This window comes from Paraburkholderia sp. PGU19 (genome assembly GCF_013426915.1).
In the GTDB taxonomy this organism is placed as follows: Bacteria; Pseudomonadota; Gammaproteobacteria; order Burkholderiales; family Burkholderiaceae; genus Paraburkholderia.
Genome location: NZ_AP023179.1, coordinates 463,968 through 479,403, shown reverse-complemented (window position 1 = coordinate 479,403; position 15,436 = coordinate 463,968). Strand labels below are relative to the sequence as shown.

Sequence of the window (15,436 nt, the reverse complement as noted above, 5' to 3'; positions counted from 1 at the left end):
CCCGTCGACTCACCATGCCCCAGAAAGTCTCAAGCCACCGGCAATCCGGTAAAATTCAGGGTTTTACAGCACTGGGCCGCGCAACCGGCCGGCTAGGGAGCGGACGGCCGGCACGACCGGCACGCCCCCAGGCCGCACGGCATCCGCGTCCTGCCTGAAAGGCACCCTTCAAGGCACTTCATGCTCACGTTTCAGCAAATCATCCTGACGCTGCAATCCTATTGGGACAAGCAGGGTTGCGCGCTGCTCCAGCCGATCGACATGGAAGTCGGCGCGGGCACTTCCCACGTCCACACGTTCCTGCGCGCGGTCGGCCCCGAGCCGTGGCGGGCAGCGTATGTCCAGCCGTCGCGCCGCCCGAAGGACGGCCGCTATGGTGAGAACCCCAACCGTCTGCAGCACTACTACCAGTATCAGGTCGTGCTGAAGCCCGCGCCCGAAAACATCCTCGACCTGTATCTCGGCTCGCTCGAAGCGCTCGGCTTCGACCTGAAGCAGAACGACGTGCGCTTCGTCGAGGACGACTGGGAAAACCCGACGCTCGGCGCGTGGGGTCTCGGCTGGGAAGTGTGGCTCAACGGCATGGAAGTGACGCAGTTCACGTACTTCCAGCAAGTGGGCGGTCTCGATTGCAAGCCGGTGCTCGGCGAAATCACGTACGGTCTCGAGCGTCTCGCGATGTATCTGCAGAAGGTCGAGAACGTCTATGACCTCATCTGGACCGAGTGGGAGGAACAAGGCCCGAACGGTCCGGAAATGCGCCGCCTCACGTATGGCGACGTGTATCACCAGAACGAAGTCGAACAATCGACGTACAACTTCGAGCACGCCAACACCGATCTGCTGTTCACGTTCTTCAACAGCTACGAAGCCGAAGCGAAGCGCATGATCGAAGTGCCGCTCGCGCTGCCCGCTTATGAACTCGTGCTGAAGGCCGCTCACACCTTCAATCTGCTCGACGCGCGCGGCGCGATTTCCGTGACGGAACGCGCGGCGTATATCGGCCGCATTCGCGCGCTGTCGCGCCTCGTCGCGCAGGCTTACTACGACTCGCGCGAAAAGCTCGGCTTCCCGATGCTCGGCAATCCCGTGCACGGCGTGCCCGGCCTCACTACCGACGAACAGGACGCCGCGATGCCCACGTGGGCGCCGCCGCTCAAAGTCGAACGCAAGATCGACCAGGACTGACGAGACCAAGAAGACATGACGCAATCCCATCAAGCCACCCTGCTCGTCGAACTGCTGACAGAGGAACTGCCGCCCAAAGCGCTCGCACGCCTGGGCGATGCGTTCGCGGAAGGCATCGCACAACGTCTCGCCGCGCGTGATCTGATCGAAGGTGAACTGTCGTTCGAGCGTTACGCCACGCCGCGCCGCCTCGCCGTCACCATCAAGAACGTGCGCAGCGTCGCGCCGGAAAAACACGTGCGCGAAAAAGTGCTGCCCGTGTCCGTCGCGCTCGATGCGAACGGCCAGCCCACGCCGCCGCTCGCAAAGAAACTCGCGGCGCTCGGCTTCCCCGATTTCTCGGTGAACGATCTCGAACGCGCGAACGACGGCAAGGCCGACGCATTCTTCCTGCGCTATGCGGCGCCCGGCGCGACGCTAGCCGAAGGCCTGCAGACGGCGCTCGACGAAACGCTCGCCAAGCTGCCCATTCCAAAGGTCATGACGTATCAGCGCCCGGACGGCTCGAACGTGCAGTTCGTGCGTCCCGTGCATCGTCTGACGGTGCTGCATGACAAAGAGGTCGTGCCCGTCACTGCGTTCGGCATCGATGCCGACGACACCACGCTCGGTCATCGCTTCCTGTCCGAAGGCTTCGTGCAGATCCAGCATGCGGATCACTACGCCGAAACGCTGATGCATCGCGGCCACGTCGTGCCGAACTTCTCGGACCGCAAGGAAACCATCCGCACGCATCTGCTCGCGCAAGCGAACGGCGATCAGGTGGTGATGCCCGAGTCGCTGCTCGACGAAGTGACGTCGCTGGTCGAATGGCCCGTCGTCTACGCATGCACGTTCGAGGACGAGTTCCTGCAGGTGCCGCAGGAATGCCTGATCCTCACGATGCAAACCAACCAGAAATACTTCGCGCTCACCGACGCGAACGGCAAGCTGCGCTCGCGCTTTCTGATCGTGTCGAACATCGAGACGAAGACACCGGCAGAGATCGTCGAAGGCAATGAGCGCGTGGTGCGCCCGCGCCTCGCCGACGCGAAGTTCTTCTTCGAGCACGACAAGAAGAAGCCGCTCGCGAACCGTGTGCCGCAACTCGCGAACGTCGTCTATCACAACAAGCTCGGTTCGGCGCTGCAACGTGTCGAACGCGTCGAAGCGCTCGCGGGCGCGATCGCGCAGATGATCGGTGCCGACGTCGCGCTCGCGAAGCGCGGCGCGCATCTCGCGAAGGCCGACTTGCTGACCGACATGGTCGGCGAATTCCCCGAGTTGCAAGGCACGATGGGCACGTACTACGCGCGCCACGACGGCGAGCCGGAAGAAGTCGCGCTCGCGTGCTCGGAACATTATCAGCCGCGCTTCTCCGGTGACGCATTGCCGTCCACGACGACGGGCACGATCGTCGCGCTCGCGGACAAGCTCGAAACGCTGGTCGGCATCTGGGGCATCGGCCTGCAACCGACGGGCGAGAAAGATCCGTTCGCGCTGCGCCGTCACGCGCTCGGCGTGCTGCGTATCCTCGTCGAAAAGCAGTTGCCGATCGATCTCGTCGAACTGCTGGGCGTCACCTATGCACAATTCGCGAGCGTCCCGAACGTCGCCGATTCGACGCAAGCGATCTACGAGTTCTGCATCGACCGTCTGCGCGGTCTGTTGCGCGAACGCGGCTATTCGGCGGGTGAAGTGGATGCCGTGCTCGCGCTGAACCCGACGCGTTTCGACGACATCGTTGCGCGTCTGGATGCCGTGCGTGAATTCGCGGCGCTCTCGGAAGCAGCGTCGCTGGCGGCTGCGAACAAACGCATCTCGAACATTCTGAAGAAGTCGGAAGGTGCGAACGCGAACGGCGTGCAGATCGCGCTGCTCGTCGAAGCAGCCGAAAAAGCGCTGCATGCGCAACTCGAACAGGTTGCGCCGCGCGTTCAGTCGCAACTCGCCGCGCGCCAGTACACGGGCGCGCTGTCGGCGCTCGCCGCGCTGCGCGAACCCGTCGACACGTTCTTCAACGACGTGATGGTCAACGCCGAAGACCCGGCGCTGCGCGCGAACCGCCTTGCGCTGCTCGGCGCGCTCCATCAACAGATGAACTGCGTCGCGGACATTTCGCGTCTGGCAGCCTGAGCGACGCATCATGGCGACTGCAAAGAAACTCGTAGTGCTCGACCGGGACGGCGTGATCAACGCCGACTCGGACGCGTTCATCAAATCACCCGACGAGTGGGTCGCGCTGCCCGGCAGCCTCGAAGCAATCGCACGGCTCAATCAGGCCGGCTATCGCGTGGCGATTGCGACGAATCAGTCGGGCATTGGCCGCGGCCTGTTCGACATGGACGCGCTCAACGCGATGCATCTGAAGATGCATCGCGCGGCGGCTGCCGTTGGCGGGCGCATCGACGCCGTGTTCTTCTGCCCGCACACGGCCGACGATCACTGCGAATGCCGCAAGCCGAGGCCCGGCATGCTGAAGATGATCGCGGAGCGCTTCGAGATCGAACCGGAAGAGACGCCTTGCGTCGGCGATTCGCTGCGCGATCTGCAAGCAGGCGCCGCGCTCGGCTTCGTCCCGCACCTGGTGCTGACGGGTAAGGGCAAGAAGACGCTCGAAGCAGGCGGCCTGCCCGAAGGTACGGTCGTGCATAAGGACCTGCGCGCGTTCGCACTCGACTTTCTCGCCGAAGAACAAGAATGATGCGTGCCTAGCACGCCCTCACTTCACTGACCACGCCGATGCGCTTCATCCGCTCGCTGTTGCTGCTGATCTTTTTTGCGGTCTTCACGATTCCCTACGCGACCGCGTGCTTCATCGCGTTTCCATTCATGCGCGCCGATAACCGTTACTGGATGGCTGTCGGCTGGTGCCGCACGACGCTCGCCGTGGTGCGCTGGCTGAACAACATCCGCTACGAAATACGCGGCATGGACAACCTGCCGAACGGTCCCGCCGTGCTGCTGTCGAAACATCAGTCCGCGTGGGAGACGCTCGCGTTTCCCGCGTTGATGCCGCGGCCGCTGTGCTACGTGTTCAAGCGCGAGTTGTTGTATGTGCCGTTCTTCGGCTGGGCGCTCGGCATGCTGAAGATGATTCACATCGACCGCAAGGAAGGCAAGAATGCGTTTGCTTCGGTGACGCGACAGGGCGCGCGACGCATGTCCGAAGGCGCGTGGGTCATCATGTTCCCGGAAGGCACACGCACGCCGACGGGCAAGCAGGGCAAGTACAAGACGGGTGGCGCGCGCTTCGCGGTCGCGACGGGCGCGGTGGTCGTACCCATCGCGCACAACGCGGGGCGCGTGTGGCCGCGCAACTCGTTTATGAAATATCCGGGTATAGTCACAGTGTCGATCGGCAAACCGATCGACACCACCGGGCTCACGCCCGACGAAGTGAACACGCGCGTTGAAACGTGGATCGAGGCCGAGATGCGACGTATCGATCCGGCCGCTTATGGCGACGAGCACAGCACGCCCGCCGCCGCCCGTATCTGACGCGCCACGCTGCAATGCGCACATGCGCGCGTTGCAGCGTATCAGCGCGAAGTGAGTCCGATGCAGAAGTCTTCCAAGCCGCAGCCTGCTGCGGCGCTCGATAGCCGGCAACTGGATCTGCCGCTCTTCGACGAGCCGGGCAAACCTGCCGCGCCGCCGCAACCCAAGTCCGCTGCTCCCCTCGCTCCCGATGGTTCGAAACTGCGCAGCGTCACGCTTGGTGCGCGCACGTTGCAATACGGGTTGAAGCGTTCGTCGCGGCGCTCGATCGGGTTTGCGATCGACAGCACGGGACTGACTATCACCGCGCCGCGGTGGGTCACGCTCGCTGATATCGAAACGGCGATCGCCGAAAAGCAGCGCTGGATCTTTACCAAACTCACTGAGTGGCAGACGCGCACTGAGCAGCGCGTGATGCCGCGCGTCGACTGGAAAGACGGCGCTGAGGTGCCCTATCTTGGGCAGACTGTGCGTGTCACGCTCGCCACTGCAAATGGGGTGGTTGCGTACGATGCTGCGCGGAATGTGCTCGCGCTGCCGCTGCCGGCGCAGGCTGATCCGCAGCAGATCAAGGATCGCGTGCAGGGCTGGCTGCAGAACGAGGCGAAGCGGATTTTCGGTGAACGTCTTGTTGTGTATGCCGAGAAACTCGGGGTTTCGTATCGGGCTTATGGGCTTTCTTCCGCCGCTACGCGGTGGGGTAGCTGTTCTAGCGATGGAAAGATTCGCCTTAACTGGCGGTTGATTCACTTTCCTTTATCCGTTATTGACTACGTCGTCGCGCATGAACTCGCGCATTTGCGCGAGATGAACCATAGTCCTAAGTTCTGGCAGACGGTGGAGTCGATTTTTCCGGAATTCCGCGAGGCAAGGCAGACTTTGAAGCATCATCCGCCGGAGTTGTTGCCGACTCTGTGATTTTTTTGGGGTTTGTCTGCGACGCTGGTGTGGTTTGCTTGGCTTTGTGCGGGCATCCGGTGGGCGGTGTTTGCTGCGCCAGCTTTCTGGTTTGGATTTGGTTTGTGCTGGCATCCGCGTTTTGTTAGCGTGCCTCACGCGTTGCCCCTGTGCGGGGCGACGCGTGAAGCACGAAGGCATAGCGCGGATGCCAGCGAAAAGCCACAAGCAAACCACACCAGCGTGCGCAGACAACAAAAAAACCCCTCAAGACTTCCGCTGAATAAACTCGATCTTATACCCGTCAGGGTCAGTCACAAACGCGATAACGGTCGTACCGTGCTTCATAGGCCCTGCCTCCCGCACAACCGTCCCGCCCTGCTCCTTGATCTTGGCGCACGCGGCATACGCGTCATCCACCTCAACCGCCAGGTGCCCAAACCCATCACCCAAATCGTACGACCCGGTATCCCAATTGTGAGTCAGCTCGATAACCGTGCCATCTTTCTCATCTTCATACCCAACAAACGCAAGCGTAAACTTTCCCTCAGGATAATCATTTCGACGCAGCACTTTCATCCCGAGCAATTCGGTATAAAACTTGATCGAGCGGTCGAGATTGCCGACTCGAAGCATGGTGTGAAGAAGGCGCATTGTGCACTCCAGTATTGTGTAGGGATGTCGAGGGCGTAAATGTACAGAAAAACCCAAAACGCCGCGCGCTCGCCAAACCCAAGCCCTCAGCGTCCACACGCCCCATACGCAAAACTTTAGAACAGATGCCGCAGCCCTGCCATCAGCCCGATCTGCGTTCCCTTCTGCGCCAGCCCAACACCATTCACACCCTGCAATTGCGCGCCAATCAGATCCCCGCGATACAGCGCGTAATCGCCTTCCACATAGACATCCGTGCGCTTGGACAAACTGTAATCAGCCACGAGCTGATACTGCCACGCAGAGCCATCCTGCGCCGGCGTCTTGCCGTCCTGCAATGTCCGCCACACGTTCGCTGCGAAATGCCAGGCAGCGCCCATCTGCTGCGTGATGCCGCCCATTATCATTCGACGCCGTGAAAAATCCGTGTACTTGAGCGCCGCAAGCACAGGCGCCGTAAACGGACCGTTCGCGAAGTTCGAAAAGCCCGCGTCGTTCTGATTGACGATATAGCCAAGCGCGAAGCGCGTCTGGTTCCACGTGTACGACGCACCGAACGTCCAGGCTTTCGCCGCGCTGCCATTGACGGAATCGCGCGACACCTCATACGCGCCGCCCATATTCACAGGCCCGCCACCAGGCGCATAAGCAACGGCCGCGCCGTACTGCGAGCCATACGACTGGTGCCCCGCTACGCCACCGAACGCATATCCGATCGACAACAACACGTCATGCGCACGCGCCTGATACTGCACCTGATTGCTCGTCCAGATGCCGCCCGACATCGTCACTTCCGGCTGGAAGCTGAAGTCGTAAGGAATCCACGGGTTGCTGCCGTAGCCACCAATCGTGATGCCTTCGATCAGCACGTTCGGCATCCGTCCAAAGATCAGCTTGCCGTACGACGACGACTGCACGCCGACCTGCGCCTCGTTGAAAAACGGCAGCGTCGGATCGCTCTGACCACTGTTGATGTAGATACGGTTTTCGAGCTTGAAGAAGGTCGACCAGCCGCCGCCCAGGTCCTCGACGCCGCGCAAGCCCCAGCGGCTCTCCGACATGCCGCCATTGCCGAGGCCGACGCTCGAGTCACCGTTCTTGTTCACGTGCGTCATATACCGGACGCTTTCGTCGACAATGCCGTACAAGGTGACGCTCGATTGCGCGTGTGCTGTCGCGCACGTCAACGCGGGCGAAAGCGCCGCCCACGCGCAGAACCTCAGTCTCTTGCTCCCCTTCGTCATACCGTCTCCTGATCCATCCTGCATGCGTTACTGCGTGGGATTTTCTTAAAGCGGTGCGGCGTCGCTGACGCGCAAATAGGCGAACGCAAGCAAGCGTAAGATTAATCTGTATGAAGAGTCGGGAAGATAAAAGAAAGCCCGCGTGTTGCGGGCTGTCTACAGTGGTCTTTGCAGATTCAACGAGTCGTAGTTGTGACTTGACTCGCTGCTTTTCGGCTACTTCGGCGCAGCCGCCGATACGGCCTGCGCGACGGATACATACTCCGCAACGGGCACGTCCTCCGCGCGGCGTTGCAGATCGAAGCCGAGCGCTTCGAAATCGACGGTATCGCGATATGCGGATAGCGTATTTCGCAACATCTTGCGACGCTGCGAGAAGGCCGCGGTGACGAGTTCACCGAGGGTCGTTTGATCGACGGAAGGCAGTTCGTGCGGCGCGTACGGAATCATGCGGACGATCGCGGAATCGACTTTCGGCGGCGGCTGGAACGATTCGGGCGGCACGTCGAGCAGCTTGTCGATCACATAACGGTACTGCAACATCACCGACAACCGGCTGAACGCCTTGGTGCCCGGCTCCGCGACCATCCGCTCGACCACTTCGTTCTGCAGCATGAAATGCTGATCGATCACGCGGTCCGCGAAAGTGGCGAGATGAAACAGCAGCGGGCTCGAAATGTTGTACGGCAGATTGCCGACGATCCGCAGCGTCGGCTTCTCGCCCGCTGCCGCGAGCGAGCCGAAGTCGAACGCGAGCGCATCGCCTTCGTGCAATTCGAGTAGCTCGCCGAACTTCTTCTTCAAACGGCCGATCAGATCGCGGTCCAGTTCGACAGCGTGCAGCGGCGACTCGGGCGTGGCAAGACGTCCGATCAGCGGCTCCGTCAGCGCGCCCAGCCCCGGTCCGATTTCGACCATGCGCTCGCCGCGTTGCGGACGGATCACGTCGACAATCGAATCGATGATGCCCAGGTCGACCAGAAAATTCTGCCCGAAGCGCTTGCGCGCGAAGTGACCCTGGTGCTGTTTGCTTGAACTGTTGGACATCGATAGAAGCTACAAAAAAATCATGCGGCGCGACGGTTGCGCGCCATGGAAACTGCGGTGTCGATCGCGGCGATCAGGCTGCCCGCATCGGCGCGGCCGGTGCCGGCGAGATCGAGCGCCGTGCCGTGATCGACAGACGTGCGGATGATCGGCAAGCCCAACGTCACGTTGATGCCTTCGCCGAAAGTCGCGTATTTCAGGACGGGCAGGCCCTGATCGTGAAACATCGCCAGCACGCAATCGGCTTCGTTCAGATAACGCGGCTGGAACAGCGTGTCGGCGGGATACGGGCCGCGCGCGTCGATGCCCTGCCCGTTCGCCTGTTGCAACGCCGGCGAGATCACGTCGATTTCCTCGCGGCCGAGATAGCCGTTTTCTCCCGCGTGCGGATTCAGGCCCGTGACGAGAATACGCGGCGCGGGCAGGCCGAAATGGTGCCGCAGGTCATGGTCGATGATGCGCAGCGTGTCGACGAGACCCTCGACCGTCAACGCCGCCGATACATCCTTCAACGGCAGATGCGTCGTCGCGAGCGCGACGCGCAGCGGCCGTGCGCCCGTGCCCGCCAGCATCATCACGACGCGCGGCGTGTTGGTGCGCTCCGCCAGATATTCGGTATGACCGGTGAACGGCACGCCCGCATCGTTGATCGTGCTCTTTTGCAGCGGCGCGGTGACGATCGCGTCGAACGTGCCCGCGAGCGCGCCATCGATCGCGGCATCGAGCAGGCCCAGCACGTACGGCCCGTTCTTCGCGTCGAGCTTGCCGGCCTGCGCGGGCGCGGCGAGCGCGTGATGCTGCGTGGCGATGTGGCGTCCCTGCTGCGCCGCCCAGTCGATCCCGACGGCTTTCGCCCGTTCGGTCATCAAACCGCTGTCGCCGAGCACCGTGAAGTGCGCGTCGGGCCAGTGCGCGCCCGCCGCGGCGAGCGCCTGTGCCGTCAGTTCAGGACCGACGCCAGCCGGCTCGCCCGTGGTGATCGCGATGTTCAGCGGTGCGTTCGAGGGCTGGGCAGCGGTCATGACGATTCCAGAGTTATTGCGCTGATGTACCCGTGATCGGGTTTGCCTTGTAATCGACATATGCGGTGTCGCGCAGCTCACGCAGCCAGTCGGCATACGCCTGTTCCGCTTTGCGCTGGCCGATAGCCTGGCGCGCGAGGTCCATCTGCTGCGAGACCGAGCCTTCCGCTTCGCGCCGGCCGAGCACCTGGATCAGGTGATAGCCGTATTCGCTTCGCACGGGCTGGCTGATCTGGTTGTCCTGCAGCGCGTTCATCGCGCGTTCGAACTCGGGCACCGTCTCGCCCGGGCTGATCCAGCCGAGATCGCCGCCTTGCGACGCCGAGCCATCCTGCGAATAGGTGCGCGCAAACTTGTCGAAATCGCCCTGACCCGTTTCGATTTCCTGGCGGATTTCGAGCAGCTTCTGACGCGCCTGCGGCTCCGACATGCCGTCGCCGACGCGCAGCAGGATGTGCCGCACGTGCGTCTGCACGAGCTTGGTCGAATCGGCGGAAGTCGAGCCCTGGCCCGAGCGGCGATCGACGAGGCGCACGATTTCGAAGCCGTCGTTGGTGCGGATCACGGACGGATTGACCTGGCCCGGACGCAGCGTCGAAGCTGCCGTCACGAATTCAGCCGGCAGTTTGGACGGTGACTGAAAGCCCAGGTCACCACCCTTCGATGCATCCGCCGCCTGCGAATTGGCCTTCGCGAGCTTCTCGAAGTTGTCGCCCTTCATTGCGTCCTGCAGCAGCCCATTCGCCTTCGCCTGTGCCGCTTCGATGTCCGTCTGCGACGCGTTGAGCGGCGCCTTCACGAGGATATGCTCCAGGCGCAGATCGCTGGTGAGGCCGGCCGTCGGCCCACGCTGGCTCGCGATGTAGTTCGCCACTTCCGCGTCCGACACGGTGACCTTGCTGTCGACTTCCTTCTCGCGCAGACGCGACAGGATCAGCTCCGTCTTCGCGTCGCCCATGAAGGTCGACCAGGGCACGCCTTGCGCCTCGATACGCGCGCGGTACATTTCGAGCGGCATGTTGTTGGCCTGCGCGAGACGTTCGAGCGTGCGCTGCACCTGCGCGTCGTCGACGGTGATGCCGTCTTCGCGCGCCTTCTGCAGCTGGATGCGCTCCAGCACCATCTGGTTGAGCACCTGCTGGCGCAACTGATCCGCAGGCGGAATCGGCGCGTGCTGCTGGTTCAGCCGCTTCGTGATCAGGCCGACGCGCATGTCCAGCTCGCGCTGCGTGATAACGCCGTTATTGACGACAGCCGCGATCGTATCGACCGTTTGAGCATTGCTGTCGCCGCTCAGCGCCTGCGCGTGCGCAGGCGCTGCCAGCAGAATGGAAGCGGCCGCAGCGAAGCCGGTCGCGAACGTTGCCAGGCGAAGCTTTTTCATGATTGCCACAGATACTCCAGTGATGTCGGGCACGCTCGGCCCGTCTTGTCTGTTCTGCGAACGACGCGGCATCGATCTGTCACTCGCGACTCGCTCATAGGTGACCCCGTCATTCGCGACCCCGTCATTGGTAGTTGTTGAACTGCGATTCGGGCGGCGGCGGCGGCGGTGGCGGCTGATAGCCCGCCACACTTGCGCGGAACGCGGACATCAGCCCGTTATCGACGCTCGACAGCCCCTTGAACGTCAGCTGTGCGAGCACCCGCGTGCCGGACGTCTGGCTGCCCGTTGTGTTCACCCCGTTTGCGTAGCGCTGGAAGCCGACGCCGAGCGTCCAGCAATCCGCGTCGTATTGCACGCCGAGCAGCGCGTCGACGGCGCGGTGTCCTTTCAGGTCGTAGTTGATACGTCCTACGCCGAACACACGGTGCATCAACGGCCACTGGCCCGAGATCAGCAACTGGTTGATCGGCTGGTTGTCCAGCGTCGTGTTGGCGCGCGTGTAACGATAGCCAACGTTGATGACCTTGCCTGCTGCGGGGCTGTACCCGAAGCCGACGCTGGTCTTGACCAGCTGATTGTTGTCCGCATTATATTGGAACGCCGTTTCCGAGGCGAAACCGGCTCCGAGCTTCAGCGACGCGCCGAGTATCAGGTCCGAGTGGGTGGCCTGCTCCGACGCCTGCTGAGTCTGGTCCAGCGTGACGCGCTGATCGCGGAAATAGTACTGCTGCGCGATCACGAAGCGCGCGCGCTCGTCGCCCGTCGCCGGGTTCAGGAAACGCGTGGTGATGGCGGCCGTCAGACGGTTCGCATCCGCGATACGGTCGTTACCGACGAACGTATTCGGCGTGAAGATTTCCGCGAGGCCGAAATCCGACTCAGCCGTATCGAACAGCGGCGCGAAGCTCTGGTTGCGATACGGTGTGTACACGTAGTACAGACGCGGTTCCAGCGTCTGGATGTAATCCTGCCCGAACAGGCGCACCGAGCGGTCGAAGATCAGGCCGGTATCGAACGAGAACGTCGGTATCGACTCCGTGAAGTTCTTCGGCTGGTTCGCGGGCGAGCCCGTGCCGATGTTGCTCAAGTCATACGACGCGAAGTGCCATTGCACCTTCGGCGTGACGAAGTAACCCGGACCGACGACGGAGTACGACAGATACGGATTGAAGACGACACGATCGCCTTCCGTCGCGTCCGCCGTCGTGATGCGAAAGCGCGTGTAGTCCGCTTCCGCGCCGAAGTCGAAGCCGCCGACGTTGTACTTCGCGTACTTCACGTTCAACTGCGGCTCGCGGCCGTACGGCGCGGTGGACGGCGAAAGCGTCTGCCAATGCTGCTCGCGCGCGAGCACGGACCACGGCCCGTTGTTATACGTGAGGCCCGCTTCCTGCTGGTACAGCAGCTGCGTGCCGTTCAGAAACTGATTCGTCGACGACGACAGATCTTCCGGATAGGTGTTGTCCGAGACCTTGTTGTAGTAGATGTACCCGCCGAAGCCCGACCCGAAGTTCTGGCTATGCTGGATATACAGCGCGTATCGGTTCGTGTGGGTGATCTTGTCGTCGGGCAGATACTCGCCCGTGATCGAGCCGCTATACGTAGGCGACAGATAGCGGAAGTTCGCCTGCAACTGCACGCCGCGCTTCGACAGGATGCGTGGCGTCACCGTCAGATCGCGGTTGGGCGCAATGTTGAAGTAGTACGGCAGCGACAGCTCGAAACCATTGGTCGAACTGAGCGATGCCGTCGGCGGCAACAGGCCGCTGCGCCGCGCGCCCGACAGCGGGAACGACAGCCACGGGCTCGCGAATACAGGAACGCCCTGGAAGAACAGCACGCCGTTGTGCGCGACGCCGTCATCCGCGCCCGTATCGAAATCGAACTCGCTGCCCTTGATGTACCACGCGGGGTCTTCCGCGCACTGGCATGCCGTGTAGGTGCCGCGCGTGAACACCGAGCGCTCGTTGTCGAGCAGATCGACGCGCTCGGCACTGCCCGAACCGCCCGTCACCGTGAAGTGATATTTGGGCGTGGTCATGAAGCCTTCGTTCGACTCGATCTTCATGTGCGCTTCCGGGCCCGAGAACGTGGCCCCGTTGCCCGACAGATGGACATTGCCGTAAGCATCGGCCATGTCCGTATCCTGATCGTAATGAAGCGCGTCGGCTTTCAGCGCCGAGTTGGTGCGGCGAACTTCCGCTGCACCCTTGGCCGCGATGTCCTGGTCGGCCGTGCCCGTCGTCGAGTCGCCCAGCACGAAGGTGGCGGGACTCTGGCCCTCGGGTGTCGAATGTTCTTCGAGTTGTGGAGCCAGCCGCAGGCCCCACGGCGCGTCTATCGGCTGCGCCTGCGCCGCCTCTCCCGCCAGCTGCGCATGCGAGAGCGCGGGCAGCAGACCCGGCACGGCGACCAGCGCCGCTGCGAGCCGCCTTCTGCGCGGCATGGCGTCAGAGGAGGAAGTGGTTCGGAAAAACTGTCTAGGCGGCATGTATCGTTTGGCGTATCGGCCCTGCTGTCAGTTCATGTGCCCGGTCATCAGTCACGAGTTGCCGCCTGTGCAATCGGGCATCGAATGCACAACTATTGACGATTCATGCAGCGGTAAGGCGGGCGATCCAACGAGATGCGCGAGAACTGACGCGAGTCGCGTCAAAAAAGTCGTGGGGTATTATATGGCAAGACGTTGCCCACCCCGATTTTGTCACCTGCATTTCATGACGCTTCCCCCTGTATCTTCCCTTACATCCGCTTCTTCGGCGGCGGACGCCCGGCTCGAGCTTCTCGGCGCCTGGCTGCAAACCCACGCCGGCCGCTACGGTCTTGACCTCGACACGCTGAAGCCCGCTTCCGCCGATGCGAGCTTTCGCCGCTACTTCCGCCTCGCGGGCAGCGGCGCGGAGCTTGTCGCCGGCGGCGCGACGGTGATCGCCGTCGATGCGCCGCCGCCCGAAAAATGCCGCGAATTCGTGCAGGTTGCGGGTTTGCTGGCCGACGCGGGCGTCCACGTGCCGCGCGTGCTGGAAGTCGATCTCGATGCGGGCTTCATGCTCGTCACCGATCTCGGCACGCAGTCGTACCTGTCGACGCTGAAGCAGAGCAGTCCCGCCGAAGCCAAAAAACTGATGCGCGACGCACTCGATGCGCTGATCCGCTGGCAGCTCGTCTCGCGCGAAGACGTGCTGCCGCCGTTCGACGAAGCCTTCCTGCGCCGCGAGATGGAGCTGATGCCGGAATGGTTCATCGGCCGGCATCTCGGGCAGGAGGTGGATGAGAACACGCGCGGCGTGCTCGATCGCACCTTCGCGCTGCTGATCGCGAGCGCGCGGGCGCAGCCGCAGGTCTTCATGCTGCGCGATTTCATGCCGCGCAATCTGATGATCGCCAGCCCGAATCCCGGCGTGCTGGACTTTCAGGACGCCGTGTACGGTCCGATCACGTATGACGTTGCGTCGCTGCTGCGCGATGCGTTCATCGGTTGGGACGAAGAGTTCGAGCTGGACTGCTTCGTGTACTACTGGGAGCGCGCGAAAAATGAGGGGCTGCCCGTCGATGCCGACTTCGGCGAGTTTTACCGACAGCTCGAATGGATGGGCCTGCAGCGGCATATCAAGGTGCTCGGCCTGTTCTGCCGGATCAACTATCGCGATAGCAAGCCGCATTACATGGCGGATCTGCCGCGTTTCATCGGCTATGCACGCAAGGTGTGCGAGCGTTACCGGCCGCTCGTGCCGTTCGCGAGGCTGCTCGATGAGCTCGAAGGCCGCGCCGTCGACGTCGGCTACACGTTCTGACGGGTGAAGAACTTGAACAAAGCAATGATCTTCGCCGCCGGGCGCGGCGACCGGATGCGGCCGTTGACGGACACGTGTCCGAAGCCGTTGTTGAAAGTGGGCGGCAAGGCGCTGATCGAATGGCAGATCGAGCGCCTGGCAGACGCCGGTTTTACGACGATTGTCGTGAATCATGCCTGGCTCGGCGCGCAGATCGAGGATGCGTTGGGCGATGGTTCGCGGTTTGGTGTCGAGTTGCGTTATTCCGCCGAGCATGAAGCGCTCGAAACGGCGGGTGGGATTGCCAAGGCGTTGCCGTTGCTGGAGGACTCAGGCGCGCCTGAGGTGTTCGTGGCTGTTGCGGGTGACGTGTACGCGGATTTTGATTATTCGACGCTGCGCGCGGCGGGTGCGCGTCTTGCTGCTGCGGATTTGCCGGGGATGCATCTTGTGATGGTGCCGAATCCTTCGTTTCATCCTGCCGGTGATTTCGTGCTCGGCGGCGATGGAGTGTTGGCGCTTGAGGGCGCGCCGCGGTATACGTTTGGAAGCATCGGGCTTTACGACACGCGGATGTTTCGGGATCTCGCGCCGGGGACGCGGAGGGCGCTTACGCCTTTTTATCGTGAGGCTATTGCGCAGGGGCGCGCTACGGGGGCGCTTTATACTGGGTTGTGGGAGAACGTTGGGACTCCCGCGCAGCTTGAGGCGCTCGATAAGGTGCTGAGGGTTTAGGTTTTTTTG

Annotated in this window: 13 protein-coding genes; 7 read left to right on the top strand and 6 right to left on the bottom strand. The window is 62.5% G+C overall.

All coding sequences use genetic code 11. The annotated features are described in order from the left end of the window. The first annotated feature begins 180 nt into the window (after nucleotides 1–180). The 5 genes from glyQ to H1204_RS02090 are packed head-to-tail and all read left to right on the top strand — an operon-like array spanning nucleotide 181 to nucleotide 5,586. On the top strand, nucleotides 181–1,188 hold the full coding sequence (glyQ, locus tag H1204_RS02110; RefSeq protein WP_081921563.1) for a glycine--tRNA ligase subunit alpha: 1,008 nt from the start codon (nucleotides 181–183) through the stop codon (nucleotides 1,186–1,188). Nucleotides 1,189–1,203: 15 nt separating this feature from the next. After that, entirely contained in the window at nucleotides 1,204–3,303 is a 2,100-nt protein-coding gene (gene glyS, locus H1204_RS02105; protein WP_180729617.1) for a glycine--tRNA ligase subunit beta, read from the top strand. A gap of 10 nt (nucleotides 3,304–3,313) precedes the next feature. Beyond that, nucleotides 3,314–3,871 (top strand): D-glycero-beta-D-manno-heptose 1,7-bisphosphate 7-phosphatase, encoded by a 558-nt coding sequence (gmhB, locus tag H1204_RS02100; RefSeq protein WP_180729616.1) that lies wholly within the window; start codon nucleotides 3,314–3,316, stop codon nucleotides 3,869–3,871. A gap of 38 nt (nucleotides 3,872–3,909) precedes the next feature. Then, the gene (locus H1204_RS02095; RefSeq protein ID WP_180729615.1) at nucleotides 3,910–4,668 is read left to right on the top strand and encodes a lysophospholipid acyltransferase family protein; all 759 of its coding nucleotides are present in this window, start codon (nucleotides 3,910–3,912) and stop codon (nucleotides 4,666–4,668) included. A 60-nt stretch (nucleotides 4,669–4,728) separates the two neighbouring features. Next, nucleotides 4,729–5,586 (top strand): SprT family zinc-dependent metalloprotease, encoded by an 858-nt coding sequence (locus H1204_RS02090; RefSeq protein ID WP_180729614.1) that lies wholly within the window; start codon nucleotides 4,729–4,731, stop codon nucleotides 5,584–5,586. A gap of 246 nt (nucleotides 5,587–5,832) precedes the next feature. Here H1204_RS02090 and gloA read toward each other — a convergent pair whose 3' ends face one another. The 6 genes from gloA to H1204_RS02060 all read right to left on the bottom strand — a co-directional run bounded on the left by gloA (nucleotide 5,833) and on the right by H1204_RS02060 (nucleotide 13,410). Next, nucleotides 5,833–6,219 carry a lactoylglutathione lyase gene (gene gloA / locus H1204_RS02085; RefSeq protein WP_180729613.1) on the bottom strand — a complete coding sequence of 129 codons (387 nt, stop codon included), beginning with the start codon at nucleotides 6,217–6,219 and terminating at the stop codon, nucleotides 5,833–5,835. Between the two features lie 116 nt (nucleotides 6,220–6,335). Then, the gene (locus tag H1204_RS02080; RefSeq protein WP_180729612.1) at nucleotides 6,336–7,463 is read right to left on the bottom strand and encodes a porin; all 1,128 of its coding nucleotides are present in this window, start codon (nucleotides 7,461–7,463) and stop codon (nucleotides 6,336–6,338) included. A gap of 216 nt (nucleotides 7,464–7,679) precedes the next feature. After that, nucleotides 7,680–8,510, bottom strand: a complete 831-nt coding sequence (gene rsmA, locus H1204_RS02075) for a 16S rRNA (adenine(1518)-N(6)/adenine(1519)-N(6))-dimethyltransferase RsmA (RefSeq protein WP_180729611.1) — start codon at nucleotides 8,508–8,510, stop codon at nucleotides 7,680–7,682. A gap of 20 nt (nucleotides 8,511–8,530) precedes the next feature. Beyond that, nucleotides 8,531–9,532: a 4-hydroxythreonine-4-phosphate dehydrogenase PdxA gene (gene pdxA / locus H1204_RS02070; protein WP_180729610.1), complete on the bottom strand. Its 1,002-nt coding sequence runs from the start codon at nucleotides 9,530–9,532 to the stop codon at nucleotides 8,531–8,533. 13 nt (nucleotides 9,533–9,545) lie between these two features. Continuing rightward, on the bottom strand, nucleotides 9,546–10,925 hold the full coding sequence (locus H1204_RS02065) for a peptidylprolyl isomerase (protein WP_180729609.1): 1,380 nt from the start codon (nucleotides 10,923–10,925) through the stop codon (nucleotides 9,546–9,548). A 115-nt stretch (nucleotides 10,926–11,040) separates the two neighbouring features. After that, nucleotides 11,041–13,410: an LPS-assembly protein LptD gene (locus H1204_RS02060; RefSeq protein ID WP_180729608.1), complete on the bottom strand. Its 2,370-nt coding sequence runs from the start codon at nucleotides 13,408–13,410 to the stop codon at nucleotides 11,041–11,043. A gap of 226 nt (nucleotides 13,411–13,636) precedes the next feature. On the opposite strand from H1204_RS02060, the gene H1204_RS02055 reads away from it, so the two are divergent. Both H1204_RS02055 and murU read left to right on the top strand, forming a co-directional pair. Next, nucleotides 13,637–14,713: a phosphotransferase gene (locus H1204_RS02055; protein WP_180729607.1), complete on the top strand. Its 1,077-nt coding sequence runs from the start codon at nucleotides 13,637–13,639 to the stop codon at nucleotides 14,711–14,713. Between the two features lie 24 nt (nucleotides 14,714–14,737). After that, nucleotides 14,738–15,427, top strand: a complete 690-nt coding sequence (gene murU / locus H1204_RS02050; protein ID WP_180730841.1) for an N-acetylmuramate alpha-1-phosphate uridylyltransferase MurU — start codon at nucleotides 14,738–14,740, stop codon at nucleotides 15,425–15,427. Nucleotides 15,428–15,436: the final 9 nt, after the last annotated feature.